Origin of the sequence: Chitinophaga sp. 180180018-3 (assembly GCF_037893185.1) — a bacterium.
Classification (GTDB): domain Bacteria; phylum Bacteroidota; class Bacteroidia; order Chitinophagales; family Chitinophagaceae; genus Chitinophaga.
Genome location: NZ_CP140772.1, coordinates 934,576 through 957,360, shown reverse-complemented (window position 1 = coordinate 957,360; position 22,785 = coordinate 934,576). Strand labels below are relative to the sequence as shown.

General features: G+C 46.7%; 21 protein-coding genes. 13 read left to right on the top strand and 8 right to left on the bottom strand.

Translation table 11 applies throughout. The features are described 5' to 3' along the window. Nucleotides 1-56: 56 nt before the first annotated feature. The 6 genes from UNH61_RS03905 to UNH61_RS03880 all read left to right on the top strand — a co-directional run bounded on the left by UNH61_RS03905 (nt 57) and on the right by UNH61_RS03880 (nt 5,011). Nucleotides 57-1,607: a C25 family cysteine peptidase gene (locus UNH61_RS03905; RefSeq protein WP_326990806.1), complete on the top strand. Its 1,551-nt coding sequence runs from the start codon at nt 57-59 to the stop codon at nt 1,605-1,607. Next, nucleotides 1,594-1,863 (top strand): hypothetical protein, encoded by a 270-nt coding sequence (locus UNH61_RS03900; protein WP_326990805.1) that lies wholly within the window; start codon nt 1,594-1,596, stop codon nt 1,861-1,863. The genes UNH61_RS03905 and UNH61_RS03900 overlap by 14 nt, the downstream gene beginning before the upstream one ends. Nucleotides 1,864-1,921: 58 nt before the next feature. Then, on the top strand, nt 1,922-2,548 hold the full coding sequence (locus tag UNH61_RS03895; RefSeq protein ID WP_326990804.1) for a hypothetical protein: 627 nt from the start codon (nt 1,922-1,924) through the stop codon (nt 2,546-2,548). A gap of 184 nt (nt 2,549-2,732) precedes the next feature. Continuing rightward, nucleotides 2,733-3,575, top strand: a complete 843-nt coding sequence (locus tag UNH61_RS03890) for an AraC family transcriptional regulator (RefSeq protein WP_326990803.1) — start codon at nt 2,733-2,735, stop codon at nt 3,573-3,575. Nucleotides 3,576-3,635: 60 nt separating this feature from the next. After that, complete coding sequence (locus UNH61_RS03885; RefSeq protein WP_326990802.1) at nt 3,636-4,142, top strand: YbhB/YbcL family Raf kinase inhibitor-like protein; 507 nt, start codon at nt 3,636-3,638, stop codon at nt 4,140-4,142. Nucleotides 4,143-4,210: 68 nt separating this feature from the next. After that, nucleotides 4,211-5,011 (top strand): SDR family NAD(P)-dependent oxidoreductase, encoded by an 801-nt coding sequence (locus UNH61_RS03880; RefSeq protein WP_326990801.1) that lies wholly within the window; start codon nt 4,211-4,213, stop codon nt 5,009-5,011. A gap of 126 nt (nt 5,012-5,137) precedes the next feature. Here the strand turns inward: UNH61_RS03880 and UNH61_RS03875 are convergent, their stop codons facing one another. The 3 genes from UNH61_RS03875 to dnaK all read right to left on the bottom strand — a co-directional run bounded on the left by UNH61_RS03875 (nt 5,138) and on the right by dnaK (nt 10,861). Continuing rightward, nucleotides 5,138-6,154 (bottom strand): dipeptide epimerase, encoded by a 1,017-nt coding sequence (locus tag UNH61_RS03875; protein WP_326990800.1) that lies wholly within the window; start codon nt 6,152-6,154, stop codon nt 5,138-5,140. 9 nt (nt 6,155-6,163) lie between these two features. Next, a complete protein-coding gene (locus UNH61_RS03870) occupies nt 6,164-8,794 on the bottom strand; it encodes a 4-alpha-glucanotransferase (RefSeq protein ID WP_326990799.1) in 2,631 nt (876 codons plus the stop codon). A 159-nt stretch (nt 8,795-8,953) separates the two neighbouring features. Then, nucleotides 8,954-10,861, bottom strand: coding sequence for a molecular chaperone DnaK (dnaK, locus tag UNH61_RS03865; protein ID WP_326990798.1), 1,908 nt, complete (start codon nt 10,859-10,861; stop codon nt 8,954-8,956). Between the two features lie 265 nt (nt 10,862-11,126). Between dnaK and UNH61_RS03860 the strand changes: the two genes are divergently transcribed. The 4 genes from UNH61_RS03860 to argS all read left to right on the top strand — a co-directional run bounded on the left by UNH61_RS03860 (nt 11,127) and on the right by argS (nt 15,847). Continuing rightward, nucleotides 11,127-12,497, top strand: a complete 1,371-nt coding sequence (locus tag UNH61_RS03860) for an OmpA family protein (RefSeq protein ID WP_326990797.1) — start codon at nt 11,127-11,129, stop codon at nt 12,495-12,497. 130 nt (nt 12,498-12,627) lie between these two features. After that, nucleotides 12,628-13,113: a GNAT family N-acetyltransferase gene (locus tag UNH61_RS03855; RefSeq protein WP_326990796.1), complete on the top strand. Its 486-nt coding sequence runs from the start codon at nt 12,628-12,630 to the stop codon at nt 13,111-13,113. Between the two features lie 83 nt (nt 13,114-13,196). Then, nucleotides 13,197-13,778 (top strand): porin family protein, encoded by a 582-nt coding sequence (locus UNH61_RS03850; RefSeq protein WP_326990795.1) that lies wholly within the window; start codon nt 13,197-13,199, stop codon nt 13,776-13,778. Between the two features lie 137 nt (nt 13,779-13,915). Beyond that, nucleotides 13,916-15,847: an arginine--tRNA ligase gene (gene argS, locus UNH61_RS03845; protein WP_326990794.1), complete on the top strand. Its 1,932-nt coding sequence runs from the start codon at nt 13,916-13,918 to the stop codon at nt 15,845-15,847. 168 nt (nt 15,848-16,015) lie between these two features. Here the strand turns inward: argS and UNH61_RS03840 are convergent, their stop codons facing one another. The 5 genes from UNH61_RS03840 to UNH61_RS03820 form a co-directional block, all read right to left on the bottom strand. Beyond that, nucleotides 16,016-16,435 (bottom strand): tetratricopeptide repeat protein, encoded by a 420-nt coding sequence (locus tag UNH61_RS03840; RefSeq protein WP_326990793.1) that lies wholly within the window; start codon nt 16,433-16,435, stop codon nt 16,016-16,018. Between the two features lie 32 nt (nt 16,436-16,467). Next, nucleotides 16,468-16,941, bottom strand: coding sequence for a cytidine deaminase (locus UNH61_RS03835; protein WP_326990792.1), 474 nt, complete (start codon nt 16,939-16,941; stop codon nt 16,468-16,470). A gap of 75 nt (nt 16,942-17,016) precedes the next feature. Then, entirely contained in the window at nt 17,017-18,213 is a 1,197-nt protein-coding gene (lepB, locus tag UNH61_RS03830) for a signal peptidase I (RefSeq protein WP_326990791.1), read from the bottom strand. 158 nt (nt 18,214-18,371) lie between these two features. After that, nucleotides 18,372-19,019 (bottom strand): alpha/beta hydrolase family protein, encoded by a 648-nt coding sequence (locus tag UNH61_RS03825; protein WP_326990790.1) that lies wholly within the window; start codon nt 19,017-19,019, stop codon nt 18,372-18,374. A gap of 7 nt (nt 19,020-19,026) precedes the next feature. Next, on the bottom strand, nt 19,027-20,211 hold the full coding sequence (locus tag UNH61_RS03820) for a sigma-54 dependent transcriptional regulator (protein WP_326990789.1): 1,185 nt from the start codon (nt 20,209-20,211) through the stop codon (nt 19,027-19,029). Between the two features lie 104 nt (nt 20,212-20,315). Here UNH61_RS03820 and UNH61_RS03815 point away from each other — a divergent pair, with 104 nt between their 5' ends. The 3 genes from UNH61_RS03815 (at nt 20,316) to cysM (ending at nt 22,748) form a co-directional block, all read left to right on the top strand. After that, on the top strand, nt 20,316-20,885 hold the full coding sequence (locus UNH61_RS03815; RefSeq protein ID WP_326990788.1) for a GrpB family protein: 570 nt from the start codon (nt 20,316-20,318) through the stop codon (nt 20,883-20,885). Between the two features lie 164 nt (nt 20,886-21,049). After that, complete coding sequence (locus UNH61_RS03810; RefSeq protein ID WP_326990787.1) at nt 21,050-21,862, top strand: serine O-acetyltransferase; 813 nt, start codon at nt 21,050-21,052, stop codon at nt 21,860-21,862. Nucleotides 21,863-21,866: 4 nt separating this feature from the next. Then, the gene (gene cysM / locus UNH61_RS03805) at nt 21,867-22,748 is read left to right on the top strand and encodes a cysteine synthase CysM (RefSeq protein ID WP_326990786.1); all 882 of its coding nucleotides are present in this window, start codon (nt 21,867-21,869) and stop codon (nt 22,746-22,748) included. The last annotated feature ends 37 nt before the right edge of the window (nt 22,749-22,785 follow it).

Sequence of the window (22,785 nt, the reverse complement as noted above, 5' to 3'; positions counted from 1 at the left end):
GCTGATGGCTTATTATCCTTTAATTCAATACATTTGAAAGCTCAACCGGATAGAAAATGGCAGCTCCGCTAATGAATATGCTGACTACAAAACTCATAATAACCAACAGGACTGCTTTACAGCAGAAATATGGGGATGCTCACCAGCAGATCCTGGATGACCTGACTGCGCTGCAGGCGGCGGATAAGAACAGGCATCTGGATGCGCACGTGATTTTCCTGGATGATGTGGCGCAGATGCAGTCGTGCCAGGCAACGGCAGTAACAGATGTTAATGATGATGCCCAGCATAAAAAAGCGATAGATGACCTGTACCGTTTTTATTCACCAGGCTATATCATGCTGGTGGGATCACAGGATATCATTCCTTTCCAAAGGCTAAAGAACCTGTTGCCGGGAGAGAATGATCCGGATGCTGCTATTCCCAGTGATCTCCCCTATGCCTGCGATGTGCCATATGATGCGGATCCCGGTAAATTCATTTCACCTGTGCGGGTAGTGGGCCGGCTTCCGGATATCCCTGCTGTGGCAGATGCCACCTACCTTCATACACTGATCAATAATATCATAACGGCAGTACCTGCTGCGCAGCAGGACTACCTCCCGTATTTTTCACTGAGTACATTTGACTGGCAGAACTCCACACAGAACAGTTTGCAGCAAATTTTCGGCAACTACGGCAGCCTGCTGGTGTTTCCCGGCAGTGACGAAGCGCTGAACGGCACTAACTGGACAGCGGAACAGCTGCAGGCTAAAACCCACTTTATCAATTGCCACGGCGCTATTAATAATCCCGGTTATTATGGTCAGAAAGCCACTGATTTTCCGCTGGCGCTGAGGTCCGATATATTAACTGCCAAGATATCCAAAGGCACGGTGGTAGCTGCGGAATGTTGTTACGGCGGACAGTTGTTTGATCCGAAAAAGAACAGTGCGAAGCGTATGAGTATGGCTAACAGTTATCTGCAACAGAATGCGCTGGCATTTGTAGGCAGTTCCAATATAGCCTATGGCCCGTCTACCGGGCAGGGGCTGGCCGACCTGCTTACGCAATACTTCGTGATCAATGTGCTGAATGGCGCCTCTACGGGGCGTGCCATGCTGGAGGCGCGACAACGGTTTCTCCATGAAATGGGTCCTACGCTGGATCCTTATGAACTAAAAACTGCGGCACAGTTTTATCTGCTGGGAGATCCATCGTGGCAGCCGGTGGTCAATGACAAGGATCCCAGTAAAACAGCCACTTCTCAGCCTTTTGTTAACACCCTCCAGAATCGCCGTGATAACCTGGAAGCCCGGGGGAAAATGCTGGAAGGGTTTATCGCGGTTCCTCATCCTTCCGATGGCACGCATGCCACGGATCCCGCTTTACACGAAGCCATGCACCAATTGCTGGACGAAAAGCAATTCTCCGCCCAGCGAACTGCAAAGGTGTTTATCAACAGGCACCAATCATCTAAAGATGATATCAGCCATTCCATGCCGTCTGTGAAATTTCACGTATTTTCGGAATCAGGCCACCATGGTGATGGACCTTTGACTAAAGTGATAGTGGTAAAAGAAAAAAACAATCAAATACTGGGCTACCGTGAATATGTCAGCAGATAAAACCAACAGGGATAACGACAGTCCGTTTATTACGCTTACCGGGCGACTGGTACTCCGTACTTTTGGCAAACACAGCAAAAGTGAGCATCTTGGCGTATTCCTGGTCACAGATCAGGGTGATTACCTGATCCGTCCTTCCGGTGCTAATCCTTTCATGCCCAATCCGCTGATGCCGCTTGCCGGAAAATCTATTGTAGCTACCGGCTACATTGAAGATTATGTGTTTCTGGCGCAAACCTGGAAGGAAGAAGAATAACTTTTTTTACTAATTTTAAGCGCAGCCGGCGGAATCACCGCCGGTCAAATGCTTACCTATGAATTTATCTGTGTTTATTAACCACCTTGTGCACGACGGACAAGTAACTGTAGTTGATCAACTGATACCCTTTACACCAACAGAATTAGCGCATGCACAAGAGGCCCTGCTGGCATATTACCAGGAAGATAAGCTGGAAATGCCAGGCCAAGCGCCGGATTTCGACGCAGCAGCAGCCTTATGGGCAGCAGGGTATGTATACCACGCCGCTCAGCTGACAGTTATCAGGGAAGCAGGGATTGCCGCTATTGATCATTGGCTGCCACCTTATGAAGCACCACTCACCAGTGGTAGCATTTACAGTGCGGATCTTTGCCTGCGATATCTCCCGGATCTGCTGAGTTTGAGTAAAGGCTTGTCCCCCGACGATCCACTTGTTACCAGGCTGAAAACTACTGCCATGCAATGGCCTTTTTCATCAACCGGAATGAACCTGTCTGCTACCGGGAATACTGACCTGATTATCGCATGCCCGTCGCTGTTACAGATGTACGCCGACAGGATCATTGCTACGCGGGATGCAGGGCGATGTAATATTGCCGCGGTTGAGGCTACGGTGAATGCTTCACTGGGAAATTACGCCAGTATACTCTGGCCGGAATATAAACCAGGTATTGATAAGTAAAAAGATAGTGATGGCGGAATTAACACCGGCGGAGAAGGATGTGCTCCGGCAAGTCTAATCTGTTTTGTGCTTGCTGTAAATACGGTAATTAAGCCATTTCTGAATACCCATTTATACAGAAAAACAGCCATAAATGCTCAAAACATCTATGGCTTTTGTAATTTAGCTATCAGACAAATTTAAAATGAATACATTCAGTGTATACGACTACGTTTCGGACAGACAAGCACCGAGAAGCAAAATCTTTCTTCCGCAACACCTTGTTTCGTTATTGGAGCAAGGTGAAAAAATAGTGTATTATGCTGACAACAAAACAACCGTTACAGACAACCAATTTGCGATACTTTCTTCGGGAAATTGTTTGATGACGGAAAAAATCCCCATAAATAACAGTTATCGCAGTACGCTATTGTTTTTTGACAATACCGCACTAACGAAATTCTTTGTAAAGTATGCTGCTGTAATTGATAAAATTTCATCAAATCCCCGCAAAACAAATCAGCCATTTGTTGTTTTTGAGAAAGACGAATTTATCAAAACTTACATTACTTCGCTTAAACTCATTCAATCAAAACCTGTATTATTTTCAGACAAGATAATAGAACTTAAATTTGAAGAGTTAATGCTTCATCTTCTTGAAAAATATCCGAATGAAATGCTTTCATTCCAAACAAAAAGCCAGGAAGAGTATTCAGACTTTGAAATCAGAAAAGCGGTTGAACTGAACATCACCAGCAATCTTACATTGGAAGAATTAGCATTTTTATGCCATACAAGCGTTTCTACTTTCAAACGAAAATTCGTAAAACTTTACAATGTTGCACCCAGCCAATATTTCCTGCAACAAAAAATGAAAATAGCAAAATCGCTATTACTGCAAAACGAAAATCCAAGTGAAGTGTTTTACAAAGTTGGCTATGAAAACCATTCAAGTTTCTCACAATCATTTAAACAAGTTTACGGCATCAGCCCCAAAAAATTTCAGCAACAAAATCTGACCGCTTCCCAACAGCTTTTGAACGATTAGCCATAACGCTGCCATATACTTCCATTCTACTTTTGTGTCGAATTTAAAACATACAGTAAAATGGTAAAGACAGCACAAACATTTACATTAAAAAGCAGTGATATTGGCGGACAGTTCACAGAAACACAGTTTGCCAATGAAAACTTTGGTGGCTCAGGCAAAAATATCTCGCCCGAATTGCATTGGGAAAATGCACCAAAAGAAACTAAATCATTTGCCGTAGCAATGCACGATTTAGATGCCCCCACAGGCGGAAGCGGGCTTTGGCATTGGATAACGTACAACATTCCGCCTTCTGCCACATCCCTCCCAACAGATGCAGGAAACTTATCTGCAAACAATTTGCCCGACGGCGCAATTGGCGGACTAAATGATGTTGGCGTTAAAGGTTATGTCGGGCCTTGTCCACCTGCGGGCGAACTTCATCGTTACATTATTACAGTTCATGCCCTCAAAGACACCATTACAGTGAACGAAAATGCAAGTGCAGCATTGATAGGCTTTATGCTTAGCATGAACACGCTGGCAAAGGCTTCGTTACTTGTGTATGGGAAAAATTCCTACTAAATTTTATCACTCAATTATCCGTAGGTTAAAAAAATCTGCGGATAATTTTCAAATAAACCAGTCAGAAAATGAAAAATATATTTTCAGGGAAAACAATTCTTATCACCGGTTCTACCGACGGCTTGGGGAAAGCACTGGCAATAAAGTTAGCCTCAAAAGATACAGAAATATTATTGCACGGCAGAAATAAGGCAAAAGGGGAAATGGTGATCAACGAAATAATGACTAAATACAATAATGCCCGATTAAGTTATTACAACGCAGACTTTTCTTTATTAGATGAAGTCAATTCTTTAAGCAACAAATTATTAGAAGAAAATAAGCACATTGATATTCTTATCAACAATGCAGGTATGGCTACTTATAATTATGTAAAGACTAACATCGGTATGGAAATGACCATGACCGTCAATTACCTGTCACAGGTATTACTGACAGAAAAATTGCTTTCGCTAATTCCGCATGCTACCGGAAAAATTATAAATGTAGCTTCTGCTTCTCAGGCAACCGTAGATTTTTCAGACTTTGCAATGGAAAAATATTTTGAGGGCTATTCAGCATATTCAAAAAGTAAAACAGCCTTGATTATGTACACACTTGATTTAGCAGAAAGATTGAAAAATAGTAATATAGCCGTAAATGCGTTACACCCGGCCACACTGATGAATACAAATATGGTTGGTAAATCATTAGCACTTAACTCAGTAGATAGTGGAGTTTCAGCAATAGAAGCATTGCTTCATAATAACAATTCCGGTAATTATTTTAGCGGAACCAGGCTGTCAGGAGGAATAACTCAAATATATGATAGGGAAAGCAGAAATCTTCTGAATAAAATTACATTAGAAATTTTAAAAAATTATCTATAACCACATAAAGCCAAACAAGCTGCATCAATATCTTTCCGTCTCAACTATTTTCCGTTTTTATCCACAAAGGATATTACAGGGTCTGGCGACCTGAATATTTATCATCTCCTGCAAACACCCTGAAAACTACTCTGATAACAATTCAGCTCCCGTTCCAGGTCTATCTGCATAAATAATCTTCCCATTCTCCATCCTGATACCATCTGCAGTATCTTCCGCCAGTAACAGCGGCCCGTCCATGTCTACATAATCCAGTAACGGGAGCAGGTGCGCCACAGCCGAAGTACCAACCGTACTTTCATTCATGCTGCCAGTCATGACTTTCATACCAGCTTGTTTTGCTGCAGTAATCATCCGGATCGCCGGCGTAATTCCCCCACATTTCGTCAGCTTGATATTGATTCCGTGAAATAGGCCCTGGCAGCGGGCTACATCCTGTTCTACAATACAGCTTTCATCGGCAATCACCGGCAATACCACCTTTTCGTATACCCGCCGCATTCCTTCTGTATCTGCAGCAGCCATAGGCTGTTCAATGAATTCAACACCCAGCTCCTTCAGGGCTATGGCATTGCTCAGGGTTTCATCTACCCCCCAGGCACAATTGGCATCTACCCGGAACACTGCATTGGTATGCGCTCTCAGCGCTTTAATGATCTGGATATCCTCCCGCGTGCCCAGCTTGATTTTATATACCGGCCAGGGAAACTCACGGAGCTTCTTCACCATGTTGTCGACCGTATCAATACCAATCGTATAATCCGTAAGCGGGTTATGGGAGATATCAAGATTCCAGACTTCATACAGCTTTTTTTGCTGCTGTTTGGCATACAGATCCCAGGCCGCTATATCCAGTGCGCACAAGGCGAACATATTATCCCGGAGTAATGGATACATATCCTGCCAGAATACTTCCGGCGTAGTGAGTGTATAGCCTTCAATAAATGACCGGTGTTGTTCAATGGCCTCCATCAGGCGGGGCACCGTCATGTGATAATAGGCATTGTCTGCTGTTTCACCCAGCCCATGATAACCATCCTGGGCCAGTTTTACTACCAGCAAGGGCTGTACATCCTTTGATTTACGCGAGATCGTAAAGGTGTAACGGAATTTAAGTTCAAAAGGGTAAAGAGACAGCTTCATCCCCTGAAATTACGAATTAGCAATTAATTCGTAATCCGTAATTCTTTCCATGAGACGATAACGCCAGTAATGAGCCGCTATTGCAGGAATATTAATCCTTTCTTCATTGTCGGAGCGCTGATGGTGATAACCATTAGCAGCCAGGAGATCCTGGATAGGAAAGATCTTCCACATAGCAGGAGCCTGCATATGGTGTTGCAGGATTTCCCGGATCAGCTCAGGGGTTGCTGTGGCCGGGGCGGAATCAGCGTGCCCCAGTTCTTCTTTGTAATACTGCTGCGACAGATCGGGGGTTTCCTTCCACCATCCTTTCAGCGTACTCATATCGTGGGTTCCGGGCGATAAGACCGACAAATAAGGGACCTCACTAACACGGGTAAACGTTAATCCGGCTGCTTTAGGCATGCGCGGTACTTCCAGGCTTAGCAACCCCATTGCGCGCATAACATCTGGCACACAGGCCGGCACCATTCCCAGATCTTCTCCGCAGATAAGCATGCCGGTTGCCCTTTTAAGCAAGGGGAGTTTATGTATCGCTTCCTTGCGCCAGCGGCTCTCCTGACGAACATAAAAATATTCATGATACAATGCCTGAAGACTGTTACGGCTGGTTTCATCCAGGGCGGCAAAAGAATGGGTGGCGGCCAAGTTATAACGGGGATGATACAACGTAGTACCGGAAACTGATACCCCGATCAACAGTACATCTGCCAGCAGCGGGTAAAGCAGCTGCTTTAACGTTTCCGGCAGGGTGGATTCCTGTATTTTCCGCTGGCTGCTATATGGTGGCAGCAAACGATATCTTCCATCCGGTAAAGACTCCATCAGCTGCTCCTTCATCCGGCAGGCATGATTTCCAAAAATATCTTCCAGTATACTATCTGTAATCCAGGGATTGCAAAAACGATCTTCATCAAATGGAATGCCTCTGCTGAGCAACTCTTCACGACTGACGGGTATAGCCGGGTGAAAATACCCCAATAATCCCTGGATGGCATCGCGGGGAATCTGCCAGATACGGAAAAAACCGAGGATATGATCTATCCGGAAAGCATCGAAATAAGCGGCCATATGACGGAGACGAAGTTGCCACCATTCCAGCCCGTTTTCAGCCATTTTCTTCCAGTTATAGGTAGGAAATCCCCAGTTCTGGCCATCGGTGGTGAACTGATCCGGAGGAGCGCCCGCCTGCATATCGAGGTGATAATACTCCGGATGCATCCAGGTATCTGCACTGTGACGCGCAATACCAATGGGGATATCGCCTTTCAGCGCTATTCCGTGATCATGTACGGCAGCCACAGCGGCCAACAATTGCCGGTGAAGATGGTATTGTACAAAAAAATGGAAACGGACAGCGGCAGCAGCCTCCTGATCTGTTAATAAGAACCGGTCTATTTCCGTATAGTCATATACGTTATAGGCAGGCCATTGTGTAAAATCATTCGTTTGGTATTTCCCCCGCAGATAGCAATAAGCGGCATAAGGCAGGAGCCAGTGTTTATTGGCGGCGACCCACTGATGGTACTCCGGTGTTTGCCATTGCTCACCTGTTCCTTCATACAGGGCGCGCAGGTAAGCCAGTTTGAACGATATCATCGTTTCATAATCCACCATGCCCTGTTCGTTCAGCCATTGCCGTAAGCGGTTGAATTGCTTTTGCAGGGGATGCTGAGCCGGCAACACACCTACTTCCTGTAACCTGATATACTGAGGATGCAGCGCAAAAGATGAAATAGCTGAATAAGGATAGGAATCTCTCCAGGTGTTGGTTTGTATGGTATCATTGACCGGCAGTATCTGAATGAGCTGAAAGTGATGTTTCCTTGCCCAGCCGGCCAGTTCCGGCAGATCCAAAAACTCGCCGGTTCCAAATCCTTCGCTGCTACGCAAACTGAACACCGGTATTGCTACGCCGGTTCCCTGCCAGTATTTACGCGGCACTCTCAGCATCCCGTCATGCAACACCACCAGCCGGCTGTTTATGGCAGTTGTATGCAGCTCCCGGTTATCGCCGGTTTCGTAGCTTTCGAATAATTGTTGCTGCTGATTGTAAATCCCGTATTTATATTCCAGCGGCATAGGCAGATCCCTGAGGTCCAGCGCTGCAGAGAACCAGCCTTCCTTATCGTACTCCAGGAGCAGCGGCTGTTTGGTGTTCCATCCCTCTCCGGGGAAATGGTTGCCGAGCAAACATACGGTCTGATGGGGCTCCAGCAGCGGGGCCTGGATACGGAATATATGCGTAGCCGTTAGGAGATTGCTGATAGCAACCGCAGGGCGTTTAAAAAACACGTTGGTGAAGGGGGCCGTCAGCCAGGTATTTTCGGGAGCATCTGCAACATTCCAGGTATCGGTAAATATCAATTCCCGGTGTTGGCCGGGAGTAAATGTAAATTCCCTTACCCTGCCTTCATAGGTCACTTCTTCGAGTTCCCGCAATATATATTGGTAACGGAAATTCAGGGCCCTGCCGGCAGGCAGCTGTACATCTGCATACCACCAGTTGTTGTTCAGCCATTGCATGCGGAAAGCCTTCCCGGGCACATCATTACCCAGCACCGGGATATTGCCGAGCAGGTATAGATCCTGCCCATAATTGGTATGGTAACGGAGATAGAAACGTAGTCTGTAATTCATCAGTCCCGGCTAAGCCGGAACAAAGTAAGAAAAAATACCTTGTGTTTTGCGGGCATAAAAAAGCGGAGATAAAATAGCTGTCGCCATTTTATTTCCGCTGGTGATATTTTCAGTTTGATTAATCTCTACAGGTTATTTCCCTGCAAAAATCCATCAGCCTTATTTCACTTCTTCAAATTCAGCATCGGTAACACCATCGCCACCTGCGTTAGGCTGTCCCTGTTGCTGACCGGCGTTAGCCTGGGCGCCTGCTTCAGGCTGACCCTGAGAGGCTTTGTACAGCTCTTCGGAGGCAGCAGTCCATGCAGCTTCCAGCTCAGCAGTAGCAGTATCCAGTTGTGCACCATCCTGAGATTTGTGTGCTTCTCTCAGTTTGTTCAGGGCTGTTTCGATAGTAGCTTTCTTATCAGCAGGCAGTTTATCGCCATATTCCTTGATCTGTTTTTCAGTCTGGAAGATGAGGCTGTCGGCTTTATTCAGCTTTTCGATCTTTTCGCGCTGTTCTTTATCGGCAGATTCGTTGGCTTTTGCTTCCGCTTTCATCTTTTCGATTTCATCTTTGCTCAAACCGCTACCTGCTTCGATCTTGATGTTTTGAGTTTTACCAGTACCCTTATCTTTTGCAGTTACATGCAAGATACCATTGGCATCGATATCGAAGATAACTTCGATCTGAGGAACACCACGCGGAGCCGGAGGAATATCCCCGAGGATAAAGCGGCCCAGTGTTCTGTTCTGGTTAGCCATTGGTCTTTCACCCTGCAGTACATTGATTTCCACGCTTGGCTGGTTATCTGCGGCAGTAGAGAAAGTTTCAGATTTCTTGGTAGGAATAGTGGTATTGGCTTCGATCAGTTTGGTCATTACACCACCCATTGTTTCGATACCAAGTGACAGTGGCGTAACGTCCAGTAACAGTACGTCTTTCACATCACCGGTCAGTACACCACCCTGGATAGCAGCACCAACAGCTACTACTTCGTCCGGGTTTACACCTTTGTTAGGTTTTTTACCGAAGAATTTTTCCACTACTTCCTGGATCTTCGGGATACGGGTAGAACCACCTACCAGGATCACTTCGTCGATTTCAGAAGTATTCAGACCTGCGTCTTTCAGTGCTTTGCGGCAAGGCTCCAGTGTTCTTTCCACCAGGGCATCGCTCAGCTGTTCGAATTTAGCGCGGGTCAGTTTTTTCACCAGGTGTTTGGGAACGCCATCCACTGCGGTGATGTAAGGAAGGTTGATTTCAGTTTCCTGGGAAGAAGACAATTCGATCTTAGCTTTCTCAGCAGCTTCTTTCAAACGCTGCCATGACATCGGATCTTTGTGTAAATCTACCGCTTCTTCTTTCTTGAATTCATCAGCCAGCCAGTCCATGATCACTTTATCGAAGTCATCACCACCGAGGTGCGTATCACCATTGGTAGATTTCACTTCAAATACGCCATCACCCAGTTCCAGGATGGAGATATCGAAGGTACCACCACCGAGGTCGAATACAGCGATTTTGCTATCATGATGTTTTTTATCGAGGCCATAAGCCAACGCTGCGGCGGTAGGCTCGTTGATGATACGGCGAACAGTCAGACCGGCAATTTCACCTGCCTCTTTGGTAGCCTGACGCTGAGCATCGTTGAAGTAAGCAGGAACGGTGATAACTGCTTCAGTTACTTCCTGGCCCAGATAATCTTCAGCCGTTTTCTTCATCTTCTGCAGGATCATAGCTGAAATTTCCTGCGGAGTATATAATCTGCCGTCGATATCGACGCGGGTTGTATTATTGTCGCCCCTTACCACTTTATATGTAACGTGACTGATTTCATTGGCTACTTCGTCAAAATGACGGCCCATGAAACGCTTTACTGACATAATTGTGTTAACAGGGTTGGTAATCGCCTGACGTTTTGCGGGGTCACCTACTTTTCTTTCTCCGTTCTTTAAAAAAGCCACTACAGATGGGGTTGTTCTCCTGCCCTCATCATTGGCAATCACTACCGGCTCGTTACCTTCCATAACGGCAACGCATGAGTTGGTAGTTCCTAAGTCAATGCCTATTATTTTTCCCATAGTATTAAAGATTATCCTTTAGTTGTAAGTATTTCGTGTGTCGTTGGTTTGTCAATGATTATGCCAAGCAAAAAAATATGAAATTATGTCAGTCAGGTACCCTATATTTGATGTACCTATTTGTTATTTAGTGTTTTAACCCAGCAAAAAAACCCGGATATGACTAAATAACCCAATAGTAGCAATTGTTCATAATCTTGCCCTTTTCCGCTATTTAATCCCGAACCTGACAAGTTTTTTATTTGAATCACTTAATGTTAATCTTATGAACAAATCCATTATGTGGAAGGTTGCATGTGTGTTGTTAGCAGCCGCCCCCATGCTGAGCCAGGCTCAGAACCAACCGACGGAAACCTCTTCTTCTGTTAAGCCCGCCGTTAGGTTGTTTAGCGGCCCCCGGGATTTCAAAACCTGGTCTATCGGTATTAATGGTGGCCTCATGGCCCCGGTTGTGCCTACTGGTGGCAGCAACGATTTCACCAAGTGGAAAGCATCCTTCGGCTATGGCGCCTATGTGAAATACCAGATCTTCCATTTCCTGGCCCTGCGTGCAGATTATGTAGGGGGTAAACTTCAGGGCGACAACAGTAAGAACCTGGGTAATGGAATGCCTCCTGTAAGTCCCTACAGCTCATTCGACACCAAAGTAAACTGGACTGGTACCCTGAATGCCGTGTTCAATATTACCACCGTTAACTGGCTGTCAAGAGAAAATTTCGTGACCCTGTATGCGTCTGTTGGTGGTGGATTGTCGGGTTACAAACCTACGCTGACCACCACAAGCGGCACTACGTTCGATTACAAAACTGATGGAAAAGCCATCAAAGAACTGGTGATCCCCGTTGGAGCCGGACTAAAATTCAGACTGTCAGAATTCATCAACCTGGATCTGGGTTATACGATGTATTACACAGACGGGGACAACCTCGACGGCTATCCGAAAGGACCCAACAAGGATAAGTTCTCCTATGGTTATGCCGGGCTGGAATTTGCGCTGGGCAAGAAAGGTAAGCCGCAACTGCAGTTCCACAATCCTGCCAAACAGATGTACGACGAACTCGTTGCACAGAAAGCTGCATTGAGCAGCGCATTGGATGCCGCTAATCAGAACAATGCCAGGTTGACTGCCGATGTGGATAAACTGACAAAAGACAGCGATGGTGACGGTGTTTCTGATTTCTTCGATAAATGCCCCGGCACACCGCCTAACACAAAGGTAGATGGCGCTGGTTGCCCGCTGCCCGTTCCTGAAGTGAAGAAAGAAGAAGAAAAGATAGTCATCACTGAAGAAGATAACCGCATCGTAAAAGAAGCCATCCAGAACCTGGAATTCGACTTCGCCAAAGCAACTATCAAGGAACACTCTTATGCAGCACTCGACCGTGTTGCAGACCTGCTGACACGCAAGCACCTGAACCTTAAACTGAGTGGCCATACAGACAATGTTGGCAGCAAAACAAGGAACCTGGCGCTGTCCAGAGAAAGGGCCGAAGCAGTAAAAGCTTACCTCGTAGGTAAAGGCGTAAATGCTTCCAAGATTGAAGCAGTAGGCTATGGCAGCAGCCAGCCAATTGCCAGCAATAAAACTGCTGCCGGACGCCAGAAGAACCGGAGGGTAGAGTTCACGATATTCTAATTAAGAAGATAGAATGAAGAATTAAGAATGCCAGCGGAGATAGTAAACGCGAAGATCAAATTCGCTACTATCTCCGCTGGCATTCTTAATTCTTCATTCTATCTTCTTAATTCTTTCCTAATTTCCATTTATGGAAACAATCTCAATAAGAACCATCACTGCTGCAGACGATGCTGCTGTAGCTCATATCGTGAAAGCTACTTTAACAGAATTCGGGATGAACAGGCCTGGCACTGCATTTTCAGATCCTTCAACAGACCATTTATCAGTGTTGTTTGCCAAGCCCCGGGCTATATATTATGTAGCGGAATCCGATGGCCGGATCATCGGAGGAGCTGGTATACACCCACTGGATGGCGGGGAAACGCATGTTTGCGAGCTTCAGAAAATGTATCTTCTGCCGGAAGCCCGTGGCAAGGGACTGGCAGGTCAACTGATTTCTATGTGCCTGGACTTTGCCCGTCAGCGGGGCTATACGCATTGTTACCTGGAAACCATGCCGGAGCTTATCAGGGCGCGAAAGGTATACGAACAATTCGGATTCCGTTACCTGACAGGCCCCATGGGGAACACCGGCCATTTTGGCTGTGACAGCTGGATGCTAAAGGATCTGTAGCAAAGATCCTCTCTGAAAAATGTCCGTTCTTTCAGGAAAACGGCATATTTATTGACCAAAAGGCCGGTACAAAAATACATATCATGAAAAAATTTATTCTGTCTGGCTTTTTAGTAATCGGATCCATGCTGGCAGTGCAGGCGCAAAGTGTGAAGTTTGGTGTGAAGGGTGGTTTGAATATTTCCAGGATCACCAAAACAGACGGGGTTAAGTCGCTCGCAGGCTTCAATGCAGGTGCACTCGTAAACTTCGCCCTTGATGAGAATTGGGCCATTCAGCCTGAAGTGCTTTATTCTGCACAGGGCACTAAAGCCCGGCAAAGCGCATTCTGGGGACTGGTTAACACCTCCAGCACATTAAAACTGAACTACATCAATATCCCGGTAATGGTACAATACAACATCGTACCTGAATTTTACCTGGAAGCAGGCCCGCAACTGGGTATCCTTGCAGCTGCCAAACTGAAAAGCGGCGACATCTCCGTAAATGTAAAAGACCGCATGAAGAGCGTGGATTTGGGGCTGGGCTTTGGTTTCGGCTATAAGTTCGATATGGGCCTGGGTATCAGCGGACGATATAACTTTGGTCTGACTAACGTATACGACTCGAAGAATGCGGATGGAAAAAATTCCGTGGCGCAGATCGGAGTATTTTATACTTTTTAGCTTTTAGCCTTTAGCAAAATGCAGCGAAGATCACAAGATTTAAGATAATGTGATCTTCGCTGCATTTTGCTAAAGGCTAAAAGCTGAAAGCTAACAGCTGTTTCTTATCTTTGCCGCTCGCATTAACCATTTTCAGCATGAGTGTTGTACAATCTATCAGAACGGCCGCAGTGGCCGCTATTAAGTCCCTTTATGATCAGCAGCTGACGGAAGCAGATATTGCCATTAATGTCACCAAGCCTGAATTCGAAGGAGAGTATACCATGGTTGTTTTCACCTTCACCCGTTTCAGCAGGCAAAAACCGGAAGAAACAGCCCAACGTATAGGGGAATATCTGGTAGCTCATCATCCTGAGCTCATTGCACGGTTCAATGTGGTAAAGGGATTTCTGAACCTGAGCATTCATGATGCTTACTGGACTAAGTTCCTTCAGCAAAATTTCCGGAATAAAAACTTCGGGGTACAACCCGCCAATGGTCAGAAAATCATGGTGGAGTATTCCTCACCCAATACCAACAAGCCACTTCACCTCGGACACCTGAGAAATAATTTTCTGGGGTACTCCATCGCTGAAATCATGAAGGCAAACGGCTTTGAAGTGATCAAGGCCAACCTGGTGAACGACCGGGGTATTCATATCTGTAAATCGATGCTCGCCTGGCAACTGTTCGCTCATGGCGATACCCCCGCCACTACCGGCATCAAGGGCGATCACCTCGTTGGCGACTACTACGTGAAATTCGAATCTGTTGTAAAAGAACAATCCGAAGTGATCATCGACCGGGTCATCCTCGAAAATGACCTGCGCGACTTTGAAGGCGCAGATGCCGAGAAAATAAATAAACTGGTTACCGCCCTGCATAAACCGGAAGTGAAGGCCGATAAGGAAAAAACGGCCAAAATCATGGGCGATATCAAAGAGATGTCCCGTAATAAAACGGAGATTATGCAGCAGGCGAAGATCATGCTGCAACAATGGGAAGCCGGTAAACCCGAAGTACGCGAACTCTGGGCCACCATGAATAGCTGGGTGTATGAAGGTTTCGACGAAACTTATAAACGCCTGGGGATCGATTTCGATAAAATGTATTACGAAAGCGAAACCTATCTGCTGGGTAAAGACCTGGTAGCTGAAGGGTTGGCGAAAGGAGTATTGTTTAAGAAAGAAGACAATTCGGTGTGGATTGACCTGACCGCCGACGGACTTGATGAGAAGCTGCTGCTGCGTGGCGACGGCACTTCTGTATATATGACCCAGGATCTTGGTACAGCGCGACTGAAATACGATGACTACCACATGGAACAAAGCGTGTATGTGGTGGCCGACGAACAGAATTACCATTTCAAAGTATTGCAGTTGATCCTGCAAAAGCTCGGAGAACCATCTGCCCCGGGTATCAAGCACCTGAGCTATGGCATGGTGGAATTGCCTCACGGCCGTATGAAAAGCAGGGAAGGTACCGTGGTGGATGCCGATGACATGATCGATGAAATGGTGAAAACTGCCGAAGAAGAATCTAAAAAAACAGCGAAGAACCTCAATAGTTTTTCGGAAGAAGAATTACGCGAGTTGTATAATACCATTGGCCTTGGCGCCATGAAATTCTTCCTGCTGCGTGTAGATCCCAAGAAGAAAATGATCTTCAATCCGGAAGAATCCATCGAATTGAACGGTTTCACCGCTGTATTTGTGCAATATGCCTACGCCCGTATCAGGTCTATCCTGAGAGAAACAGGAGATATAGCGGGTATCGACAACTACACGTATCAGGGCGATCTGCTGCCACTGGAGAAAGAACTGATTGTACTGATAGAACAGTTCCCGGCTATTCTCGCGGAAGCATACCGTGAGCTTAGTCCGGCAGTAATTGCCAATTACGCCTTCCTGCTGGCGCAAACATTCAATTCTTTCTATGCCGAAAAGTCAGAAGGGGTGCCTACCTATTCCATTCTCAGGGCGGCCAATGAAGATAAGAAGCAGCTGCGTGTACAGATCATCTCCCTTGTTTCTCAAACCATTGCTCTTTCTTTAAAACTGATGGGCATACAGGTACCGGAACGTATGTAATAATATCTTTTGTAAAAAGAAAAGGAAGGCCAATGCCTTCCTTTTCTTTTTCAATAAACGCTGCAAACCTTTCAGACTGCAGCGCTGACAGCTTGCGGCCGCCGTGGCCGAAACTGCCGAAGAAAATACCACAGTTAGCAGCAAAGCAAAAAAGGAGCTTGCCTATCCTTAGTGCGTTGTTTTCAGTTCTTCTACGCTGTGGCAAATATCATTCACGTTGGGTGCCGACATCGAAATTGCCTGGTCGCAAAGCGCCTCTCCCCTCACTGTCTCACCTGCACCTATATACGATTTTCCAAGCATAAACATCGCAAACGCGTTAGCCGGCTGTAGCTTCAGTACCTTTTTCCATTGCACAATGGCTCGTTTGAAGCGTCCCTTGCTGTACAACTCATGTGCCAGATATTGATATTTGTCCACTAATTTCTGCGTATCTTTTCCAGCGTATAGCCTTTCCCGGTAGTATGCCGGGGTATTACTTCCTGTATCAAAGTAACAACTCGCCGGTTCACTATACGCAGCAGTAAACAACAATATAACAGCTGTAAAAAACAAAAGCTGGCAGGGTTTCATGTTGCTAATATACATATTTTATTTAATACGTAGTTAGCAACTTTTAGCTAGAAATTAAAAGCCAGCGGCAGCAGATCGTTCGCGCGCTTAACGATATAAACTTTTCCGGTTAGTCCGCCCAGAATCAGTCTGATGGGGGCATCCTGTTTCGTTTCGTATTCAGATAAGGTCTGGCGGCAGATACCACAGGGTGAAATAGGATGACCGCTACTACCATTGAGGTTGTGATAGCTGATAGCTACAGTATCTATGGCTACATTCGGATATACAGAAGCAGCAGAAGCCAGTGCTACTCTTTCTGCGCAAAGTCCGATCGGAAAAGAGGCATTTTCCTGATTGGTACCAGCAACTATCTCACCGTTCTCCAGCCGGATCACCGCACCAACCTGGAAACGGGAGTAAGGTGCATAAGCCTGTGCGGTTACTTCTCTTGCCTCCTTCAGCAGCCAGGCATCAGCTTCCGGCAAAGCGGCAATATCGCTGTATACCTCGTATTCGAAATGCAACGTTTGTTTTTCCATATGCGTGATTTCGGGTAAAGACAAGTACGGACCGGCTGGCGGCCGATCCGTAATATAATCAAATTAATTCCGTAGTTACTTAATGCCTTTAAACAGACGGCTCCAACGGATACCACCTTCGCCATAGCTCATCCAGATCAGCCAGGCCTTGCCTACCACGTGATCTTCCGGAACAAAGCCCCAGAAGCGGGAATCAAGGGAATTATCCCGGTTATCCCCCATCATCCAATAGTAATTCATTTTGAAAGTATACGAATCAGCAGGCTGACCATTGATCAGGAATTTACCATCCTTTTTCTCCAGTGTATTGCCTTCATAAACGCGGATCACGCGATCGTACAGTGCAATGTTGCTGTCGTCCAGCTTTACAGTAGCACCTTTCTTAGGAATATACAATGGACCGAAGTTCTCATCAGACCATTTGAAGTGCGTAGTATCGTGCGGGAAAACGTTGTTATAGTTGAAATCCGAGAAACTGGATTCTTCATAAACCGTAATATTTTTCACAATCGGGAACTGCTTCAGCGCTGCTACATTGGCCGGGGTAAGGTTGTACAGGAAACGGGTGTTATCGATCTGGTAAAAATCAGGTCCGCTGGTAGCAATGCCCAATTCATCCAGTCTGCTGGGGTTCAGCTGATCCCCGTTCGTTTCTACTACATACTTATGCTGACTTTCCGGCGGAACAGGCGCCTGTTCACCATTTATATACACGGCTCCGTGTATGATCTTAATCGTGTCGCCGGCCTGGGCCATGCAACGCTTGATATAGTTTTCGCGCTTGTCGACCGGACGCTGAATAACCTGGTAAGAGTTATGTACGGCCTGCCAGCCCAGCTGACGCACCATGTTGTAATAACTCGGATCAGGTGAATCGATGGCTACCGAATCACCTTCCGGGAAGTTGAACACCACCACGTCATAACGTTTGATATCGGAGAAACCCGGTAAACGTCTGTATTTCCACTGAATAGCTTCAGAATAGGCTTTTGTAGATTTAGTAAAAGGCAGGGTGTGATGCACGAAAGGCACTGCCAGTGGGGTCATCGGAATACGGGGTCCGTAACTGATCTTACTCACAAACAGGAAGTCGTTCACAAGTAAGGTTTTTTCCATTGAAGGTGTCGGAATCGTATAGGCCTCAAAAATAAATGTGCGGATAAGTGTAGCAGCTATAATTGCAAAAATCGCAGCATCGAACCATTCTCTGACCGCAGATTTCTTTTTCTTAGGCTGACTGTCTTTCTTTTTTTTCCAAAATGCCAGGTTCATTCAGTTACCCTTATTAAATGCTTAAAAAGGCAAATATAATATTCTGTCGTTAGCAAGCCACTTTTAACTCATAAAAGTTTTCTTAAAAATGGATCAACGGAAACTATTAAGATTATTATAGATATTTAAAAAGACAGGTAAACTGACGGAATTCCCGGCTACAGCTCCTGTGCGAGTATCTGGTTGATCACACCGGCGCGGTTCAGGACCATGAAATGGCCGCCATCGGGTATCAGGTGAGTAGGCTTGAGATATTTCAGGGGGAAGGGCATGTCTTTAGCCCCGTGGATATGTACCAAGCCTGGTGGGATATCTTCATTTTCCCAATGCAGAATGGCGTTTACGGCCCATCGCATATAGGTAAAATCCCTTTTGCCGAGGTATTCGTTCACGAGGTTACGTTCTTCGGGCGACTCGATATTAAGGAATTTGCGGACGATAATATTCCGGCGCTGATAGAGCAGCTGGTCGGGGAGTTTGTGGATACCGAGGCGTTTCACCCAATCGTAGTACGGAGGCTTTTCAGCCGTGCGTTTGATGCTGGACACCAGTATAGTTTTTTTCACCGGTATATGTTTGTTGATCTCCAGGCTCATAATACCGCCAAAAGATACGCCCAGCAAGGAAACGGGCCCATCGTCCCTGATACCTTCCGCCATGCGGGCGGCGTATTGGCCGATGGGCTCTTCCCGCTCCGGTGCAATCCAGGGCAGGTAATGCACCTGGTAGCCGGCAGGGAAGCGCAGATTATTGAAAATACGCTCATCTGCGCCCAGACCGCTGATCAGATACAGGTGCTTTTGCATAAACAGATCAGGAACTTACTTTTTTCCGGTCGCGGTTAGGTACCACAAAATCATCCACATCCTCTACTGTAATGGTTTTGCCTGACAGGATGATCAGCCTTTCCACTACGTTCCGCAGCTCGCGGATATTACCGGTCCAGTTATGTTGTTGCAGTGCCTTCATGGCATCTTTATCAATAGCCTTACGGGAGATACCATATTCGTTGCAAACGCTGTCCAGGAAGCTGTCTACCAGTAGCGGCACATCATCTCTCCTGTCGTTCAGCGAGGGTACGTGAATCAGAATCACGCTCAGACGGTGATACAGGTCGAGGCGGAAGTTTTTGCCTTCCACTTCCTGCAGCAGATCCTTGTTGGTAGCAGCTACTACGCGTACATCCACGCTGATTTCTTTATCGCCGCCTACACGGGTGATCTTTCCTTCCTGGAGGGCGCGTAATACCTTAGCTTGCGCGCTGAGGCTCATATCGCCGATTTCATCGAGGAAAAGTGTACCACCACTTGCCTGTTCGAACTTGCCTATACGTTGTTTCACTGCAGAGGTAAAAGAGCCTTTTTCGTGACCAAACAGCTCGCTTTCAATCAGTTCGCTCGGAATGGCTGCGCAGTTCACTTCCACCATAGGTCCGGCAGCGCGGTTACTGCGTTCATGCAGCCAGCGGGCCACCAGCTCCTTACCCACCCCGTTTTCGCCTGTAATCAGCACACGGGCGTCGGTAGGCGCTACTTTTTCTATTGTTTCCCTGATCTTCAGGATGGGACCGGACTGGCCGATCATTTCAGGCACCTTGTTCACCTTACGGCGCAGGGTTTTGGTTTCTGTTACCAGGGTGGTTTTATCCATGGCATTGCGCAGCGTGATCAGCAACCGGTTCAGGTCCGGCGGTTTGGAGATATAATCATATGCTCCTTTCTTCACCGCATCCACAGCCGTATCAATGTTTCCATGACCGGATACCATGATAATAGGCACATCTGCATTCACTTCACGGGCTTTTTCCAGGAACTCCAGTCCATCCATTTTAGGCATCTTAATGTCGCACAGCACAGCGTCATAGGCTTTGGCCTGGAACATCTTAAAACCTTCTATTCCATCCGCCGCTTCGTCGATCTTATAGCCTTCATAGGTTAAAATTTCCGTGAGCGTTTTACGAATACTTTTTTCGTCATCAATTATTAGAATGTTAGCCATAGTCTGGTTTGGGTTTAGCATGATGGAAATTTCCCTGTCATCACACAACGGGCAAAAATAAAGATTAATCAGTTAAAATTGCATTATAATAAGGATCATTTAACATGTCGGAAATAATTGAAATAGTACCTTATAGCTCCCGTTGGCCAGAAGAATTCAGGCAGCTGGAAGAGGAATTGACCAACAGCATTGGCTCGTACGTACTGGCAATCGACCATATTGGCTCCACCAGCGTACCCGGACTGGCAGCAAAAGATGTGATCGACATACAGGTAACCGTTGCATCGCTGGATATTCCGCTGCAACCGATGCTGGAGAAACTGGGATATCAGCGTAAATTGCACCTGAGCGATCATCGCCCGCCGGGCAGGGAAGATCTTCCGGAAGAAGCACTACAGAAGCACTTCTATTTTAAATCGTCCAGGCGGGTGAATCTGCATGTAAGAGTGGCTGGCAGGTTCAATCAGCGATATGCACTGTTGTGCCGGGATTATCTGCGTACACACCCGCATGCAGCAAGGGCCTATGGAGAAATAAAACAACAGCTGGCAAAATATTTCCCTGACAATGCCGACGCTTACTATGATATAAAGGATCCGGTGTTTGATGTGCTGATGGAAGGCGCCTATATCTGGGAAGCGGCAACTACCGGCAAAAACGCCTTACCACACTGAAACAGACGTATTTCTCCATCCGCTGTTAGCCCGTTGCAGTAATGTATCTGAAATTAAAGGTGCTTACATTGCTTGAAATTTACCGCATAGTCCACTAATTTTACAGGGTTAATGCGTAGTTTCAGTATCAATGAAAGTACCAGAACCTGTAACTCAATCCGCATATGAATGATTTTCTTGAAGAGTTGAAGCGGCGGCACCAGATGGCATCCGTCAATGCCTATCCGGCCACCGGTGCAGTAGATGAATTTGTGAGCAACCTGTTAAACTGGTTATTTCCTGAGCATACGGGGCAGGTGATTGCCGACCCGGTACAGCTGGAGCAATATGGACAGCAACTGGAAGTTCAGCTGCGATGTTTGCTGGAATCTATGAAGAACCAGTTGCCGGCGGCCGCAGCGGAATTGAGCCGGTTGTTCATAGACAAGGTACCGGTGATTTATGATGAATTGACAAAAGACGCCAGCGCCATCTATCAGGGCGATCCGGCGGCGTCCTGTACATATGAGGTTATACGGGCTTATCCGGGTTTCTATGCCATTGCATTTTACCGTATCGCACATGCCTTGTACGAGCTGAAGATACCGGTGCTGCCACGTATGATTACGGAGCTGGCGCATTCGCGTACCGGCATAGACATACATCCCGGAGCGGCGATTGCGCCCTGGTGTTGTATAGATCATGGCACGGGCATCGTGATCGGCGAAACCACGGTGATTGGTCCGCATGTGAAGTTGTACCAGGGCGTGACCCTGGGAGCGCTGAGCATCGAGAAAACCATGGCGCGCAGTAAACGTCATCCTACCATAGAAGAACATGTAGTGATCTATGCCGGCGCCACTATCCTTGGCGGAGATACGGTGATCGGGCATCACAGCGTGATTGGTGGTAATGTATGGCTGATCAAGAGTGTAGAGCCTTTTTCGAGGATCTACTATAAAGCGGAACATAAATTTTCAGATACAAACCAGGACTAAACTCATGGCTTCTATTATAGAATTGATCGGTAATACACCGATGGTAGAACTTAAAAAGATATCGGTTAATCCGGCGGTGCAGATCTTTGCAAAGCTGGAAGGTAATAATCCGGCTGGCAGTGTGAAAGACAGGGCTGCCTATGGGATGATCAAGGGAGCGCTCGACCGTGGCGACATTAAGCCCGGTATGAAACTGATTGAGGCCACGAGCGGCAATACAGGCATTGCGCTGGCCATGATCGCAAGCCTGTTTGGGCTGGAGATAGAGCTGGTGATGCCTGCAGACGCCACCCGGGAGCGGGTGCTTACGATGGAGGTATACGGTGCGAAGGTTACCCTTACCCCTAAAGAATTATCCATGGAAGGCTCTATCGATTATGCCAACGACAAGGTGGCGAAAGGCGGCTACTACATGCTGAATCAATTTGCCAACCCCGATAACTATGGCATGCACTATAAAACCACCGGACCTGAGATCTGGCGGGATACCAGGGGGCAGGTTACTCATTTCGTGAGCGCCATGGGAACAACTGGTACCATTATGGGGGTTTCCCGCTACCTGAAAGAGCAAAACCCCGGCGTACAGATCGTTGGCTGCCAACCCACCGAAGGCTCCAGGATCCCGGGCATCCGCAAATGGCCGGAAGCCTATCTGCCCAAAATATTCGAACGCCCGCGGGTAGATCAGATCATGGATATTTCCGAAGAAGAAGCCAGAATTATGTCGAAACGACTAGCCAAAGAAGAAGCTGTTTTCTGCGGCATGAGCAGTGGCGGCGCCGTTGCGGCAGCAGTAAGGCTTTCAAAGGAATTGAGCAGCGGCATCATCGTGACGATTATCTGCGACCGGGGAGACCGTTACCTGTCGAGTGATCTGTTCCAGTAAGCATAAGATGAATACCTGACTCGTTATCCATCTTCCT